This is a genomic window from Mesorhizobium sp. B2-3-15 (assembly GCF_006442875.1).
In the GTDB taxonomy this organism is placed as follows: Bacteria; Pseudomonadota; Alphaproteobacteria; order Rhizobiales; family Rhizobiaceae; genus Mesorhizobium; species Mesorhizobium australicum.
The window spans coordinates 449,145-463,019 of record NZ_VFVO01000003.1; the positions used below are offsets into that span (position 1 = coordinate 449,145).

Annotated in this window: 14 protein-coding genes and 1 riboswitch; of the genes, 5 read left to right on the forward strand and 9 right to left on the reverse strand. The window is 63.3% G+C overall.

Translation table 11 applies throughout. From position 1 onward, the window contains the following. Positions 1-3: 3 nt before the first annotated feature. From FJ954_RS09380 to FJ954_RS09395, 4 genes are all read left to right on the forward strand, one after another. Positions 4-969, forward strand: a complete 966-nt coding sequence (locus tag FJ954_RS09380; protein ID WP_140661162.1) for a type II secretion system F family protein — start codon at positions 4-6, stop codon at positions 967-969. Position 970: 1 nt separating this feature from the next. Further along, the gene (locus FJ954_RS09385; protein WP_015317598.1) at positions 971-1,933 is read left to right on the forward strand and encodes a type II secretion system F family protein; all 963 of its coding nucleotides are present in this window, start codon (positions 971-973) and stop codon (positions 1,931-1,933) included. 329 nt (positions 1,934-2,262) lie between these two features. Beyond that, on the forward strand, positions 2,263-2,736 hold the full coding sequence (locus FJ954_RS09390) for a tetratricopeptide repeat protein (protein WP_140661163.1): 474 nt from the start codon (positions 2,263-2,265) through the stop codon (positions 2,734-2,736). A 173-nt stretch (positions 2,737-2,909) separates the two neighbouring features. Continuing rightward, positions 2,910-4,085 carry a GGDEF domain-containing protein gene (locus FJ954_RS09395; protein WP_140661164.1) on the forward strand — a complete coding sequence of 392 codons (1,176 nt, stop codon included), beginning with the start codon at positions 2,910-2,912 and terminating at the stop codon, positions 4,083-4,085. Here the strand turns inward: FJ954_RS09395 and gcvP are convergent, their stop codons facing one another. The 3 genes from gcvP to gcvT are packed head-to-tail and all read right to left on the reverse strand — an operon-like array spanning position 4,086 to position 8,389. Continuing rightward, positions 4,086-6,896, reverse strand: a complete 2,811-nt coding sequence (gcvP, locus tag FJ954_RS09400) for an aminomethyl-transferring glycine dehydrogenase (RefSeq protein ID WP_140661165.1) — start codon at positions 6,894-6,896, stop codon at positions 4,086-4,088. A gap of 18 nt (positions 6,897-6,914) precedes the next feature. Continuing rightward, entirely contained in the window at positions 6,915-7,283 is a 369-nt protein-coding gene (gene gcvH / locus FJ954_RS09405; RefSeq protein WP_015317602.1) for a glycine cleavage system protein GcvH, read from the reverse strand. 5 nt (positions 7,284-7,288) lie between these two features. Further along, complete coding sequence (gene gcvT, locus FJ954_RS09410) at positions 7,289-8,389, reverse strand: glycine cleavage system aminomethyltransferase GcvT (RefSeq protein WP_140661166.1); 1,101 nt, start codon at positions 8,387-8,389, stop codon at positions 7,289-7,291. Positions 8,390-8,538: 149 nt separating this feature from the next. Further along, positions 8,539-8,625, reverse strand: a riboswitch (glycine riboswitch). Between the two features lie 174 nt (positions 8,626-8,799). Between gcvT and FJ954_RS09415 the strand changes: the two genes are divergently transcribed. Beyond that, entirely contained in the window at positions 8,800-9,801 is a 1,002-nt protein-coding gene (locus tag FJ954_RS09415; protein WP_140661167.1) for a hypothetical protein, read from the forward strand. Here FJ954_RS09415 and FJ954_RS09420 read toward each other — a convergent pair. The 6 genes from FJ954_RS09420 to gfa all read right to left on the reverse strand — a co-directional run bounded on the left by FJ954_RS09420 (position 9,798) and on the right by gfa (position 13,816). After that, positions 9,798-10,196 (reverse strand): GNAT family N-acetyltransferase, encoded by a 399-nt coding sequence (locus tag FJ954_RS09420; RefSeq protein ID WP_015317605.1) that lies wholly within the window; start codon positions 10,194-10,196, stop codon positions 9,798-9,800. The two genes, FJ954_RS09415 and FJ954_RS09420, sit on opposite strands and share 4 nt — an antisense overlap. A gap of 38 nt (positions 10,197-10,234) precedes the next feature. Beyond that, positions 10,235-11,026: a molybdopterin-binding protein gene (locus FJ954_RS09425; RefSeq protein WP_140616171.1), complete on the reverse strand. Its 792-nt coding sequence runs from the start codon at positions 11,024-11,026 to the stop codon at positions 10,235-10,237. 1 nt (position 11,027) lies between these two features. Further along, positions 11,028-11,909 (reverse strand): cytochrome b/b6 domain-containing protein, encoded by an 882-nt coding sequence (locus FJ954_RS09430; RefSeq protein WP_140661168.1) that lies wholly within the window; start codon positions 11,907-11,909, stop codon positions 11,028-11,030. A 97-nt stretch (positions 11,910-12,006) separates the two neighbouring features. Next, positions 12,007-12,684: a DUF1345 domain-containing protein gene (locus FJ954_RS09435; protein WP_140661169.1), complete on the reverse strand. Its 678-nt coding sequence runs from the start codon at positions 12,682-12,684 to the stop codon at positions 12,007-12,009. Between the two features lie 30 nt (positions 12,685-12,714). Beyond that, the gene (locus FJ954_RS09440) at positions 12,715-13,182 is read right to left on the reverse strand and encodes a YaiI/YqxD family protein (RefSeq protein WP_140616173.1); all 468 of its coding nucleotides are present in this window, start codon (positions 13,180-13,182) and stop codon (positions 12,715-12,717) included. Positions 13,183-13,246: 64 nt separating this feature from the next. After that, entirely contained in the window at positions 13,247-13,816 is a 570-nt protein-coding gene (gene gfa, locus FJ954_RS09445; protein WP_140661170.1) for an S-(hydroxymethyl)glutathione synthase, read from the reverse strand. Positions 13,817-13,875 lie beyond the last annotated feature (59 nt).

Below are 13,875 nucleotides of genomic sequence, written 5' to 3' on the forward strand. Positions count from 1 at the left end.
GGCGTGTTCGACGGGTTCAGCGCGATATATGTCGTCTATGCCGGAGCCGCACTGACCGGCATCATGGTGGCCGAGGCGATCTACCTGCTCTATGCCGGACGCAGCGACAAGCGCACCGCCATCAACCGGCGCATGAAACTGCAGGAAAACAAGATCAGCCAGGAGCAGGTGCTGATCCAGCTGCGCAAGGAGCGCGGTCTCGACGAGGGAACGTCGCTGTTTTCGCCCGACCGGTTCCGTGCCCTGCGCACGCAGTCGGGCATGGTGATGCCGCTTTCGAAATTCCTGACGATCACCTGCGGTGTGGCGACGGCCGTTGCCCTGGCCGCGATCTGGCGCGGGCTGCCGCTGCTGATGGGGCTCATCCTGTTCGTCGTGCTGGTGCCGTTGCTGCCGGTCATGGCGATGCGCTCCATGCGCAAGCGCCGGCTGAAGCGTTTCGGCATGCAACTGCCGGAAGCGCTGGAGCTGATCACGCGCGGCCTCAAGGCCGGTCATCCGGTGCCGGTGGCCATCGCCATGGTGTCGCGCGAGATGCCCGATCCGATCGGCACGGAATTCGGCGTCATTGCCGACGAAGTCACTTATGGTTCCGACCTGGTCACGGCGCTGAATGCACTGTTCGACCGGGTCGGCCACGAGGATCTGCCGCTGTTCATCACCGCCGTGTCGATCCAGACCAGTTCGGGCGGCAATCTGCGCGAGATCCTTGATGGGTTGTCGACGACGATCCGCGAACGCGGCAAGCTGCGACGCAAGGTGCGCGCCATTTCGACGGAAGGCCGCCTCTCGGCCTACATTTTGACGGCCGTACCGGCGCTGCTGTTCACCGCCATCATGGCCATGATGCCGGGATATTACAGCGACGTCTGGGGCGTGCCGAAGACATGGTACATGATCGGCGGCTCGGTCAGCTGGCTGATGCTGGGCAATCTGATCATGTTCAAAATGTCGAATTTCAAGTTCTGACATGCAAAGCGTCATTGAATTCCTCGCTTCCCTCGCGCCGACCTCGCTGATGCCGGTGGCCGTCCTCCTGCTTGCCGCGGGAGCGGCCGCTGTCGCCTGGCCGATGGTGGTGGCGAAGGGCGACCGCAACGACGTCAAGCGCCGGCTCAAGGTCGACCAGGGTCCCGTGGCCGCCAGGCCCGAACCTGTGCAGAAGAAGAATAGCGGCGTCGTGCGCGAGCAAGCGGTGAAGAGGGCGCAGGAATTCTATGCCAAGAGCGACCCGGAAAATGTCGCTCGGCTGCGCCTGAAGCTCATCCAGGCGGGCTACATGGAGCCGCGCGCCGTCGGCATGTTCTTCCTCATCCGGTTCACGGCAATGATCGGCACGACGTTCGCGGTCTTCGTGCTCAACCGGTGGATGGCCAGTCCCGACGCGACCATGACCAGCCGGTGGACCTTCATCATCCTGTCGGGGGCCGCAGGCTATTTTTTGCCGGGCCTGGTGCTGACCCAGAAGGTGCGCGAGAAGATGCGCGAATACCGCAACGGCTTCCCCGATTTCATGGATCTGATGATCGTCTGTTCGGACGCCGGCATGAGCATGGAAGCCGGCGTCGAGCGCGTTTCGAAAGAACTCGCCAAGAGCTATCCGTCGCTCAGCCAGAACCTGCAGCTCGTGTGCTTGGAACTTCGGGCGGGACGCAGCTTGGACGACGCGCTGAAGGCGCTCGCCGATCGCCTCAGCCTGGACGAGGTACGCTCCTTCGCCACGCTCCTGCAGCAGTCGAAGGAACTCGGCACCAGCCTGTCGGGCGCGCTCAGAGTGTTTTCAGACGAAATGCGCCACAAGCGCATGTCGCTGGCCGAGGAGAAGGCCCATGCCTTGCCGGCCAAGATGTCGGTGCCGGTCGTGGTCTGCATCCTGCCGGTGGTGCTGATGATCGCGGTCATTCCCATCATCGTCAAAATGACGGCCCATTAGCTGTATTTTGGAGTGCGGGCGAGGTGATGGTGTTCACCGCAAAAGTCCGCCGAGGCGATTGCAAGAAAGTTATTGGGTACGGCAGGTAAATCGGACCCGCTTCGGCCTAAATGAGCGAGAAGTCCATGCAAATATTGTTGCGCACCCTCTTGCTGGGCCTCGCTGCGGCGCCGCTCGCGTCCGCGGAGATTTGACGGGCACGCGCCGGTGGTTAATGATTGCTATTCCGGAAACTGAAAGTTAGCTGCATTTCGGCACCGAAGCTTAATCGCTGTCCTGTAGTCTCTTTCCCGAAGAACGACCCGGCAAATCGGGCGACGGGGCAGGGCATGCGTCAGATAAAATTTGCGGCGATGGCCATGATGGCAGCCGTCCTAATGATCAGCGGGTGTACGACGAACAACAACGTCGACACGACCAAGACCACTGCGATCCAGCCTGCAGGGAAGGATGTCGCCACATCCGATCTGGCGGAAGGCAAGGCACAGTTTCGCGATGCCAATTATGGTCTTGCCGAAGCGCATTTCCGCAAGGCCGTCGAACTGAAGGCCGACAATGCCGAGGCCTGGATGGGGCTTGCGGCTTCCTATGACGAACTTGGCCGCTTCGACTTCGCCGACCGCGCCTACGGCCAGCTCCTGAAGGTTGCCGGCCGCAAGCCGCAGATCGTCAACAATATGGGTTATTCGCAACTGTTGCGCGGCAACAAGAAGAAGGCCCGGGCGCTGCTGCTCGAGGCGAAGGCCGGCATGACCGATCCCACCGTTGTCGACGCCAACCTCGCCTTGCTGAACAAGGGCTGATGCCGGTTGATGGTCGCGCCGTCCAGGGGGGCGATTTTGGCACAGGTGGCATCGACGCTTTGTAAACCCTATCCGCAGCTTGGGCCGAGAGATCGCCCGAAAATCATATCCGAGGGCTGCCGCTGACCTAGAATGCGGCGCAACCGCCGACGCTCGAGAGGCCTCCGCCCGATATGCTGGATTTCAGTTCGCTCCTGCTCGCAGCCGCGCTGTCGGGTACCTGTCTAGCCGCTACCATGGTTGCGATCTGGCTCACGGCGCCGCGGGCGGGCTTCGTGCTGACAGTGGCGTGCGGCATTATCGTGCTCGTCGCGCATGTGATCCTGTTCTGGCGCTATACCAGGGAGCCCGATCCGCTGCTTTGCCAGATCGCGCTGGCGCTACTCAGCCTGGGTTTTCTCATCATCTGCATTTCGGCCATGCAGTATCTCGGCGTGCGCGAGCACAGGCGTGCGATCGCGCCGACATTTGCCGCCATGGCTGTCTGCGCGGCCGTGACTTTCATGGGCCTTGACGGGGTCGGCTTCGTGATCACCTACGCGACGGTTACCGCGCTGCTCTCGACGATCGGGGCCATGTTCTGGATCAATGGCAGTCACGATCGCCGTATTCTCCTGGTGGTATCGGTCCTGAGCGGCACCTGTGCGCTGTCGTTTGCCCTTTGCGGCGTGGTTCTGATGGCCAAAGGCCAGTGGACGCTCGGCGTCGCGCCCGACAATTGGGCCGAACGCCTTAACTCGGTCGTGGCGGTGGCCTGTATGACAGGCCTTGGCGCGTTGACGCTTTCGCTCCACCATCTGCAGGCGCAGATCGAGCTCAAGGCCGAGACCATGACCGACCCGTTGACCGGACTGATGAACCGTCGGGGGCTAGCGTCGCTTTATGGCGAGCGCACCTTCGGCCCGTTCATGGCGATCGTCATGTTCGATCTCGATCATTTCAAGCGGACGAACGACATCTATGGACACCCGGTCGGGGACCAGGTCCTGTGCCGCTTCGCCGCCGTCATCAGGAGATATGCCAGAACCGGGGTCGACGCCTTTCGCCTGGGCGGCGAGGAGTTCGCAATCGTCATGTCGCGCGTGACGGAAGAGCGGGCCTATGACCTCGCCAGCAAGATCGGCGTCGCTTTCGGCACGGAAGTCGTGCCCACCGCCCTCGGGCCCTTGCGCAGCACGGTCAGCGGCGGGATTGGCTTCGGCGAGGCCGACGGCAGCACCCTCGATGAGGTGCTGGCCAGGGCCGACGCCACGCTCTATGCCGCCAAGCGTGCGGGGCGAAATTGCGTCATCGGCCGCAAAAAGACGGGCAGGGCCGACGCGGTCGAGCCGGCCTTGCGTTCCGCGTAGCTATTCGGCCGCGCCCAGGTAATCCGACAGCGGCGGGCAGGAGCAGACCAGATTACGGTCGCCGGCGACATTGTCGATGCGCGACACCGGCGGCCAGTACTTCGTCGCCGTGTCGGCATCGCCGGCGGGATAGGCCGCCTCCAGACGCGAATACGGATGGGTCCATTGACCGGCCAGCGCCTCGGCCGATGTGTGCGGTGCGTTGACCAGCGGATTGTCGGCCAAGGGCCATTCGCCTTTGGCCACTTTCGCCGCTTCGCCGGCAATGGCGATCATGGCCTCGCAGAAGCGATCCAACTCGCGCTTGGGTTCGGACTCGGTCGGCTCCACCATCAGCGTGCCGGCGACCGGAAACGACATCGTCGGCGCGTGGAAACCATAATCGATCAGGCGCTTGGCGATGTCCTCGACACTGATGCCGGCGCTCTCCTTGAGCACGCGAGTGTCGAGGATGCATTCGTGGGCGACGCGATCGCTCCTGCCCTTGTAAAGCAGCGGGAAATGCGGGGCGAGCCGCGTCGCCACATAGTTGGCCGAAACGATCGCCGTCTCGGTCGCCTGCTTCAGGCCGGAAGCGCCCATCATGCGGATGTACATCCAGGTGATCGGCAGGATGGAAGCGCTGCCGAAGGGAGCGGCGGCCACGGCATGAGCCGAGCCTTCGCTGACATGGCCGGGCAGATAGGGCTTCAGATGAGCCCTGACACCGATCGGACCGACACCCGGGCCGCCGCCGCCATGCGGGATGCAGAAGGTCTTGTGCAGGTTCATGTGACAGACGTCGGCGCCGATGTCGCCTGGCCGAGCAAGGCCGACCAGCGCGTTGAGGTTGGCGCCATCGAAATAGACCTGGCCGCCATGCTCATGGATGAGGGCGCAGAGGTGGCGCGCGCCTTCCTCGTAGACGCCATGGGTGGAGGGATAGGTGAACATCAGCGCCGCGAGATTCTTGGAATGCTCGTTGGCCTTGGCGCGCATATCGTCCATGTCGATGTTGCCGTCTTCCAGGCAGCGCACGACGACGACGCTCATGCCGGCCATCGCGGCACTCGCCGGATTGGTGCCATGCGCGGAAGACGGGATCAGGCAGACGGTACGATGGCCCTCGCCGCGCGAGCGGTGATAGGCGCGAATGGCGAGCAGCCCGGCATATTCGCCCTGGCTGCCGGCATTGGGCTGCAAGGTCACGGCGTCGAAACCGGTGATCTCCGACAGCCAGCCTTCCAGTTCGCCGATCATGGCGCGGTAGCCGGCCGAATGGCTTGCCGGCGCGAAGGGATGCAAATTGGCGATGCTTGGCCAACTCACCGGCATCATTTCCGCCGCGGCGTTGAGCTTCATGGTGCAGGAGCCCAGCGGGATCATGGCGCGGTCGAGCGCCAGGTCCTTGTCGGCCAACCGGCGCAGAAAGCGCATCATCTCGGTTTCCGACTTGTTCTCGTGAAAGACCGGCTGGGTCAAAAACTCCTTGCCACGCGGCTTGCCGGGCACCGTGCTGTCGGCGGAAGCGGCAGCCTTGGCATCGAACAAGGCCGCGATCGCGTCGAGATCGGTGTCGGTCGAGGTCTCGTCGAAACTGATGCCGACATGGTCGGCATCGAGCACACGCAGCAGCCGGCCGGTCTTTTCGGCGGCGACCGCGATCTGGGCCGCCTTGCCGTTGGTCTCCACCGTCACCGTGTCGAAGCGGCTGGAGCCGAGCACCGATACGCCCGCCGCCTCGAGGCCGCTTGCCAAGCGGTTGGCCAGCGCGTGTATGCGCCCGGCGATCGCCTGCAGGCCGACCGGGCCGTGCCAGATGGCGTAGGCGGTGGCCATGTTGGCAAGCAGGGCCTGTGCGGTGCAGATATTGGACGTCGCCTTGTCGCGGCGGATATGCTGCTCGCGCGTCTGCAGGGCGAGGCGGTAGCCGGGGCGGCCCTTGCTGTCGGTCGACTGACCGACCAGGCGACCGGGCATCAGCCGCGTCAGCTTGTCGGAGACCGCGCAATAGGCCGCATGCGGGCCGCCAAAGCCCATCGGCACGCCAAAGCGCTGCATCGGGCCGACCGCGATGTCGGCGCCGAGTTTCGCCGGCGCGTCGGTCAGCGTCAGACCAAGGGGGTCGGCGATGAAGACGACAATGGCGCCAGTGGCGCGCGCTTTTTCGATCGCCGCCTTGTGGTCGCCATAGACGCCGAAGGTGTCCGGCCAGGAGACGAGCAGGGCGGCGGTGTTGTCGTCGATCGTCTCGCCGTCGATCTCGATGCCGAGCGGCTCGGCGCGGGTGCGAACGACGTCCAGCGTCTGCGGGTGCGGCGTGCCCGCAAGCGCCACCTTGGTGCGCTTGTCGCGGTGGTGGCGCAGCGCAATGCCGACCGCTTCGGCGACGGCGGTCGCCTCGTCGAGCAGTGAAGCCGATGCCACCGGCAGGCCGGTCAGTTCGGTGACCAGCGTCTGGAAGTTGAACAGCATTTCGAGCCGGCCCTGGCTGATCTCGGCCTGATAGGGCGTGTAGGCGGTGTACCAGGCCGGATTCTCGAACAGATTGCGCTGGATGACCGGCGGCACGTGGACGCCGTGGTAACCGGCGCCGATAAAGCTTTTCAGCACCGTATTCCTCGCCATGGTCACCGACAATTCGGCGAGAGCTTCGGCTTCGCTGGCCGGCGCGGGGAGGTCCAGCGGCTGGTCGAGGCGGATCGATCTCGGCACGGCCTGGCTGATCAGTGTCTCGACCGAGGGAACACCGATGACGGTGAGCATGGCTCTGACGTCGGCAAGGCCGGGTCCAATGTGGCGGGCCGAGAAGGGGTAGGGAGCAGCGGTCATGTCGATAAGTTCCCGATGTCAGGCGATATGGGCTTTGTAGGCGGCCTCATCCATGAGGCTGGCGAGCTGACTTTCGTCGGCGAGCTTCATCTTCCACAGCCATCCGGCCCCGGTTGCCGCCGAGTTGACCAGCGAGGGGTCGGACGACAGCGTGCCATTGGCTTCGGTGATCTCGCCATCGACCGGCGCATAAACGTCCGAGGCTGCCTTGACGGATTCGACCACGACGGCGGTGTCGCCCTTGGCGAGCTTCTTTCCCGTTTCCGGCAGTTCCACGAAGACGAGGTCGCCGAGCTGCTCCTGCGCGTAGTCGGTGATGCCGACGGTGGCGATGCCGCCCTCAACGCTGAGCCACTCGTGATCCGATGTGAAATAGGTTGTTGCCATGGAATTCATCCTTTGCGGTAGCGATGAGGGGTGAAGGGCAGAGAACTGACATCGACTGGGATCTTCGTGCCGCGCACGTCGGCGAAAATCCGCGTTCCGGGCTTTGCCAGCGGCGTGGAGACATAACCCATGGCGACCGGATGGCCGGCGGAAGGGCCGAAGCCGCCCGATGTGACATGGCCGGCAGGATTGCCGTCGGTTTCGAACAGCGCGGCACCGGCGCGCACCGGCTGGCGACCCTCCGGTTTCAGCCCGACGCGCTTCTGCGCCGGACCACGTTCCACGGCGGCGCGCAAGGCGTCGGCGCCAATGAAGGTGCCGGAGGCACGGATTTCTTTCGGGATCGCCCACATCAGCGCCGCCGCGGCCGGGTCGGTCTCGGGCGTGATGTCCTGGCCGTGCAGGCAGAGGCCGGCCTCCAGCCGCAGGCTGTCGCGCGCGGCAAGGCCGATCCAAAGCACGCGTTCATCCTCCAGCAGCTTGGTGACAAGGTCACGCGCATCGGCTTCCGGCAGGCCGATCTCGAAACCGTCCTCGCCGGTGTAGCCGGACCGGCTCATGAACCAGTTTTTTCGCGGCTCGACCCCATGCATGAACAGCAGCGAGCCGGTCTCGATGCCGGCGCGGGAGAGTGCAGCCCAGGCTTCGGGACCCTGGATCGCCAGGAAGACGCGGTCGAGCGGCTCGACCTTCACCTCGAAATCGGTCGCCAGGGCGCGCAAATGCTTTTCGTCGGCGACGGCATTGCCGGCATTGGCGACCACCATGAACCTGGTGTCGCCGAGCCGGGTGACGATCAGGTCGTCGAGAATGCCGCCTGCTTCGTTCAGGAAAAAGGATAGCTTTGACTGCGAGATTTCGAGCGCGCCGGCGTCCAGCGGGCAGGCGCGGTTCAACAGCGCAACCGCTTCCGGGCCACTGACCTCGAACAGTTTCATATGCGAGATGTCGAACAACCCCGCATGCTCGCGGGTGTGAAGATGCTCTTTCATGACGCCGGCCGGATAGGTCAGCGGCATCGACCAGCCGGCAAAGGCGCCGAAGCGCGCTCCGGCAGCCGCATGAATATCTTCGAGGGGAAGGTGTTTGTCGTCGTCGCCCGTCATGTCGCCTCCAGAGTCGCACGCAATCGGCCGCTGATGGCGACCAGTCCGTGCCCCTCTGTCTGAAGCCTGAGAGACTCGCGCAGCCGGAACTCTGTCAGCGGCGCTTACACCTTCGGCGCGGGGGCAAGCCCCGACTTTCCAGAGTGTCTTTCCCGTCCACGGTTCTTTTGCCTGAGAGATTTCGGGCGATTTCCCCTTCGGCGGCAGCTCTCGCTGCTCTCTCCCGCAAACAGGTAGGACTCAGAACCCTGAGCCCTCGACGCGCCATCCATAGCCCGTCGACGACACCTTGTCACCTCCCAGCGACATTGTTCTGACAAGTCTTCGCTAACCACGCCGTTTGCCGGTTTTTCAAGACACTCCTGATAAAGCTGACCGATGTGACGCGTTGGGGCGGACGGGGACGACAGATGGGCGAGTTGATCATGAGTGCTCCGGTGGCGGGGCTGACTTCGAAGAACCGCATTGCTTCAGAGGACGTCGTGATGCTGCGCCGCGACGTGTTCGCCGACGGCGTGGTGAGCCGGGGCGAAGCCGAGGCCTTGTTCGCGCTCAACCAGACGGCGCGGGACAAATGCGCGGAATGGGCGCCGTTCTTCGTCGAGGCGGTCACCGACTACATCGTTCATCAGGAAAAGCCCTTGGGCTACATTTCGGGGGAGAATGCCGACTGGCTGGTCCGCACGATTTCGCGCGACGGCATGGTCGACAGCCGGACCGAACTCGAATTGCTGGTCCATGTGCTGGAAGAGGCGAAATCCTCGCCGAGCCGGCTTTGCGTCTACGCGCTGGAGCAGGTCGCCCACGCCGTCGTCGACGGTAAGGGACCGCTGATGCTCGGCGGCGCGCTGGTGCCCGGACTGATCGCCGGGGCCGAAGTCGAGCTTTTGCGCCGCATCCTCCATGCCCATGGTGGCGACGGCAACATCGCCATCACCCAGGCCGAGGCCGAGGTGCTGTTCAGGATCAACGAGCGGACCGCCCAGGCCAATAACGATCCGTCGTGGAACGACCTGTTCGTCAAGGCGATCGCCAATTTCGTCATGTGCTCGGCCGGTTATGAGGCGCCCACCCGCGAGGTGGCGCTGCGCCAGGAAACTTTCCTCGATCATACCGATCCGGAAATCGGCGGCTTCTTCAGCCGCATGGTCTCCGGCGGTCTTGCCGGTGTCATCGAGGCCTACCGCTCTCCTGACGACATAGAGACCGAATGGGAGGCCAAGAACAGGGCCGCCGAGGCGCTGGCCCGCCGTGCCGAGACGATCGATGCCTGTGAGGCAAAGTGGCTGGTCGGACATATCGGGGTGAACCGGCCTCTTTACGAGAATGAGCGTGCGCTGCTGACCCTGATCAAGCATGCCTCGCCGGAAATTCATCCGGCGCTGAAGCCGTTGCTCGACAAGGTTGCCTAAGCCCCGCCGTCCGCTGCTATCGTTTTGCAAAGAATGATATTGGAATGGCCTTCGGGCCATCCCGAGAATTCGGCCATACGCTCGAAGCCAGCCTTTTCATAGAGATCTGGTGCCTGGAAGTCGTGGCTGGAGACCCAGATTTTCCTGACACCGCGATCGGCGGCCTCCGCGACAAAGGCGTCTAGCAACTGCCTTGCGTAGCCGCGACCTCGGTGAGCCTCGTCTATCCACATTAAAGTCAGTTCGGACGTGCCCGCCCAGGAATAGCCGGCGGCTACTCCGACCGCGTGTCCCGCACCATCGCGGATGACAAAGGTCAGCCCTCGGTCATCGTCGCGGTCGATCATACGTCGGTTATCGCGGTTGAGACGATCCTCGAGCGAACTCAATTCCATGGGGGACAAGTCGTGCTCGGCCCGTATGCGAGGGACCGTCAAATCCCGCCATACCAGTCATAGCCGTTGTCTTCCCAATAGCCGCCCCGGCCGCCGCCGATAGTGGCGAAGCCATCGACCAGTTCGATCTTGTAGAGATATTTCGGCATTTTGTAGCCGAGCTGGCGCTCGACGCGGACACGCAGCGGCGCGCCGTTCTCGACCGGCAGCGGCTTGCCGTTCAGGCCGTAGGCAAGGATCGTTTGCGGATGGCGGGCATCGATGAGGTCGATCGTGCCGTAATATTTGATGTCGCCTGACAGGCTGCGGTCGATCGTGTCGAGGCAATGGAACATGACATAGCGGGCCTGTGGCTTGACCACCGCCTGGTCGAGCAGCAGCGCCAGTGGCGTGCCGGTCCATTTGGCGATGCAACTCCAGCCTTCGACGCAATCGTGTCGGGTGATCTGGGTGCGGCTCGGCATGTTCATGAGCTGCTCGCGGGTGAGTGACAGCGGCTTTTCCACGAGGCCTGACACCTCCAGTCGCCAATCGGCGAAGTTGTTGGCGAGCAGGGCCTTGTAAGCGTCGTCGTCCGGCGCGGTCACGCCGTTCGGCCGCATTGGCTGACGGATATCAGCCTCGGTGAATTCGGGCGCCAGCGAATTGCCGCCGCCGAGCAACCGTTGTGCCTTGTGGGTCAGGCCATTGGCGTTTTCGAGGAAGCTGCGCAGGCCGCTGCCGATGCTGAGCTGGCTGTCGAAGGCGTCGCAGCCCGACAGCATGATGCCGGACGCGCCGAGGCCGGCGGCGGTGAGGAACTTTCGGCGGCTTATCTCAAATTTCGCCATCTCAGGCACTCCTCTCGGACGTTTTGTCGTCATGCACGGGAGGATCAGTGCGGTACCAGCCGGTAATGATCGAGCGCAGTTCGTTGATCGGGCCGGCGGCGAGGATCATCAGGATGTGAATGACGAAGAAGGCGACCAGCAGCAGCATGACGGTGAAATGGATGGTGCGTGCCGTCTGCCGGCCACCGGTCAATTCATTGAGGAAGGGCAGCACCGAATTCATGCTCGGCGACATTGCAAGGCCGGTGATGATCATCAGTGGCAAGAGCACGAACAGCACGCCGCCATAGGCCATCTTCTGCAGCGTGTTGTATTCGCGCGTGTGGTGGAATTTCAGCCTGGCGTGGTTGGCGATGTCCCGGGGCAAGCGTTTGAGGTCATCCAGGCGAGGCGCCAGATCGCGGCGGATGTGGCCGTTGATCAGGCTGGCGACGAGCCAGACGATCAAGGTCGTCGTCAGTATCCAGGCGAAGAAGAAATGGATCACGCGGGCGGTGCCGAGGTCATAGTAGGACGGGATCGTCGCCCAGGACGGGAAACCGCGCGCCGTCTCGTTACCGGCCGGGCCCGACCAGCCGAGGACGCCTGTCGTGTCAAAGCGGTGGCCGAAGATTTCGGTGTAGCCGCGCGGCCCGGCATTGGTGTTTTCGGCGCCTATGGCGAAAATGGTGTTGTTGTAGTCGAAGCCGGATTGCTTGCCGATGTAGAGCTGCGGGCGGGCATTGAAGATCTGCAGGCCGGACAGCAGCATGAAAAACAACGAGATAGCCCATAGCCAGTGTGTCAGCCGCGTCCAGCGCGACTGCCGGTAGATCAATGTTTTCTCTTTTGACGCGGGGACGCCCGGTCCAATTTCGGATTGGCTTCTGGCAACCGATTCCATCTTGTCTGATCTCCCGGCCTTGCGGCTTGTCCTAAGCGTTCATTGTCCTCTTGATACGTCGCGATCCAAACCGATGTTTCATGCGATCACGGATTTATTACGGACCGCCCAGGCTGACGGCGAGATTGACGGCTGCGGCGACAATGACCGTATTGAAGAAGAACGACAGGACCGAGTGGACAAGCACGACGCAGCGCATGTGCGTCGTCGAGATGTTGGTGTCGGCGGTCTGCGCCGTCATGCCGATGACGGTCGAGAAATAGAGGAAATCCCAGCCCTCGGGGCGTTTGTCGCCCGGGAACAGCAGGCCGCCGACCGGAATCTTCTTATTGGTGCCGGCGTCGACCGCGTCGCCGTCCATCCAGTAGACATGGGCATAGTGGAGCGCAGCCATGGCATGGATGGTGAACCAGCCGAGCGGGATCGACAGCAGTGCGAAGCCGAGTTCGATCGGGTGATCCCCATCCTTGCGATTGATCAGCAGGAACAGGGAGGCAAGGGCAACGCCGACGACAACGAGCGTGACCGCGAAGATCACCAGCACCGGCTGATCGGTGGCGCGTGCATTCTTGCTCAGGTACTTGCCGGTGAATTTGGGCATCTGGCTGACGACAAGAAGGACGTAAGCGGCAAAAAATATGTTGGCACCGATCGAATAGGCGAGTGGGGCGTGCAGCAGCAGCGCCACAAGCAGCGCAAACGCACCGATACAGGCCGACACCGCGAACAGCATGTGGCGCTGCATCGGTTTCTTGATCGGGGTTTCGGCGGCCATGGCGGTCTCCACCTGGATGGCGCTTTGTTGCTAGCCCGGTGTGGCGGATTTCAGCGCGCGCCGCAAGATGCGGTCAAGTTCACCCAGGAACCGGGAACGATCCTGCGGCGCGAAGCTGGCATTGTAGCCCTTGCTCTCGCCGGTTTCGCGCAGATGCTGCTTGAGGTCCCGCATCGCCACCGCCATGCCGATCGTCTCGGGCGTGAACGGCCGCCCGGTCGGTCCCAGCACATGCGCGCCGATCGCCACCGTGCGGGCGGCAAGCGGAATGTCCGCCGTGACCACGATGTCGTTGGGCTTGGTGTTCTCGACGATCCAGTCGTCGGCGGCATCGGCGCTCTTGGAGACCACGACATTGCGGATCATCGGGTCGCGGGAGGGACGCAGACCGCCATTGGAAACATAGGTGACGACGACGCCATGGCGTTCGGCGACCTTTTCTACCTCGGCCTTGACCGGGCAGGCGTCGGCGTCGACGTAGATGGCGGGTGCGGGCATTGTCTCTCCGGAAACGAGCAGGGGCCGGAAACATATCCGGCCCCTGTCTGAAATCTCTCGGTCGTCAGGCCGGCAGGGCGCCGGATTTCTTCGCCGTCCAGGTGGCGATATAGTCCATCAGGCCCGGATTGAGGCAGTCATAAGGTTCCAGCCCGATCGTCTTCAGCCTGCCGCGAATGCCGTCCATGCGGCTTGGGTCGACACCCGATTCGATGATCGAGGAGACGAAGGCGGTGAAGCCCGGAGGCGACCAGCCGTCTTCCTCGAAGCGCTCGGGATGGATGAAGGACAGGCCCTTGAACGGATGGTCGCGCTCGACCGGCCCGTGCATGTGGACGCCGCATTGGGTGCAGGCATGACGCTGGATCAGCGCCGAGGGGTCGACCACCTTGAGCTTGTCGCCGTTCTCTGTGACGGTGACATCGCCGGTGCCGGCGACCGCAACCACCGAGAATACAGCACCGTCGGGTTTCCAGCATTTGGTGCAGCCGCAGGCGTGGTTGTGGGCGATCTGGCCCTTGACCTTCACCTTGACCGGCTTGCTGGTGCAGGCGCAGACCAGCGTGCCGCCGGCAAAGCTGGCGCTCTCCCTGGGCAGCCCATTGTCGATCTTTGGATGCAGTTTCTCCGCCATTTTTTCTCTCCTCCCATGTTTCACCACAGGGGTCGCTGGCCGGATGGCCGGCGGCGTGT

Bases quoted from the DNA above. Each gene is read 5' to 3' on its own strand.
- FJ954_RS09385 (WP_015317598.1), top strand. From the start codon at position 971: ATGCAAAGCGTCATTGAATTCCTCGCTTCCCTCGCGCCGACCTCGCTG.
- FJ954_RS09425 (WP_140616171.1), bottom strand. From the start codon at position 11,026: ATGGCGAAATTTGAGATAAGCCGCCGAAAGTTCCTCACCGCCGCCGGC.
- FJ954_RS09440 (WP_140616173.1), bottom strand. From the start codon at position 13,182: ATGCCCGCACCCGCCATCTACGTCGACGCCGACGCCTGCCCGGTCAAG.
- FJ954_RS09390 (WP_140661163.1), top strand. From the start codon at position 2,263: ATGCGTCAGATAAAATTTGCGGCGATGGCCATGATGGCAGCCGTCCTA.
- gfa (WP_140661170.1), bottom strand. From the start codon at position 13,816: ATGGCGGAGAAACTGCATCCAAAGATCGACAATGGGCTGCCCAGGGAG.
- FJ954_RS09395 (WP_140661164.1), top strand. From the start codon at position 2,910: ATGCTGGATTTCAGTTCGCTCCTGCTCGCAGCCGCGCTGTCGGGTACC.
- FJ954_RS09435 (WP_140661169.1), bottom strand. From the start codon at position 12,684: ATGGCCGCCGAAACCCCGATCAAGAAACCGATGCAGCGCCACATGCTG.
- gcvP (WP_140661165.1), bottom strand. From the start codon at position 6,896: ATGACCGCTGCTCCCTACCCCTTCTCGGCCCGCCACATTGGACCCGGC.
- FJ954_RS09420 (WP_015317605.1), bottom strand. From the start codon at position 10,196: ATGGAATTGAGTTCGCTCGAGGATCGTCTCAACCGCGATAACCGACGT.
- gcvH (WP_015317602.1), bottom strand. From the start codon at position 7,283: ATGGCAACAACCTATTTCACATCGGATCACGAGTGGCTCAGCGTTGAG.
- gcvT (WP_140661166.1), bottom strand. From the start codon at position 8,389: ATGACGGGCGACGACGACAAACACCTTCCCCTCGAAGATATTCATGCG.
- FJ954_RS09415 (WP_140661167.1), top strand. From the start codon at position 8,800: ATGGGCGAGTTGATCATGAGTGCTCCGGTGGCGGGGCTGACTTCGAAG.
- FJ954_RS09430 (WP_140661168.1), bottom strand. From the start codon at position 11,909: ATGGAATCGGTTGCCAGAAGCCAATCCGAAATTGGACCGGGCGTCCCC.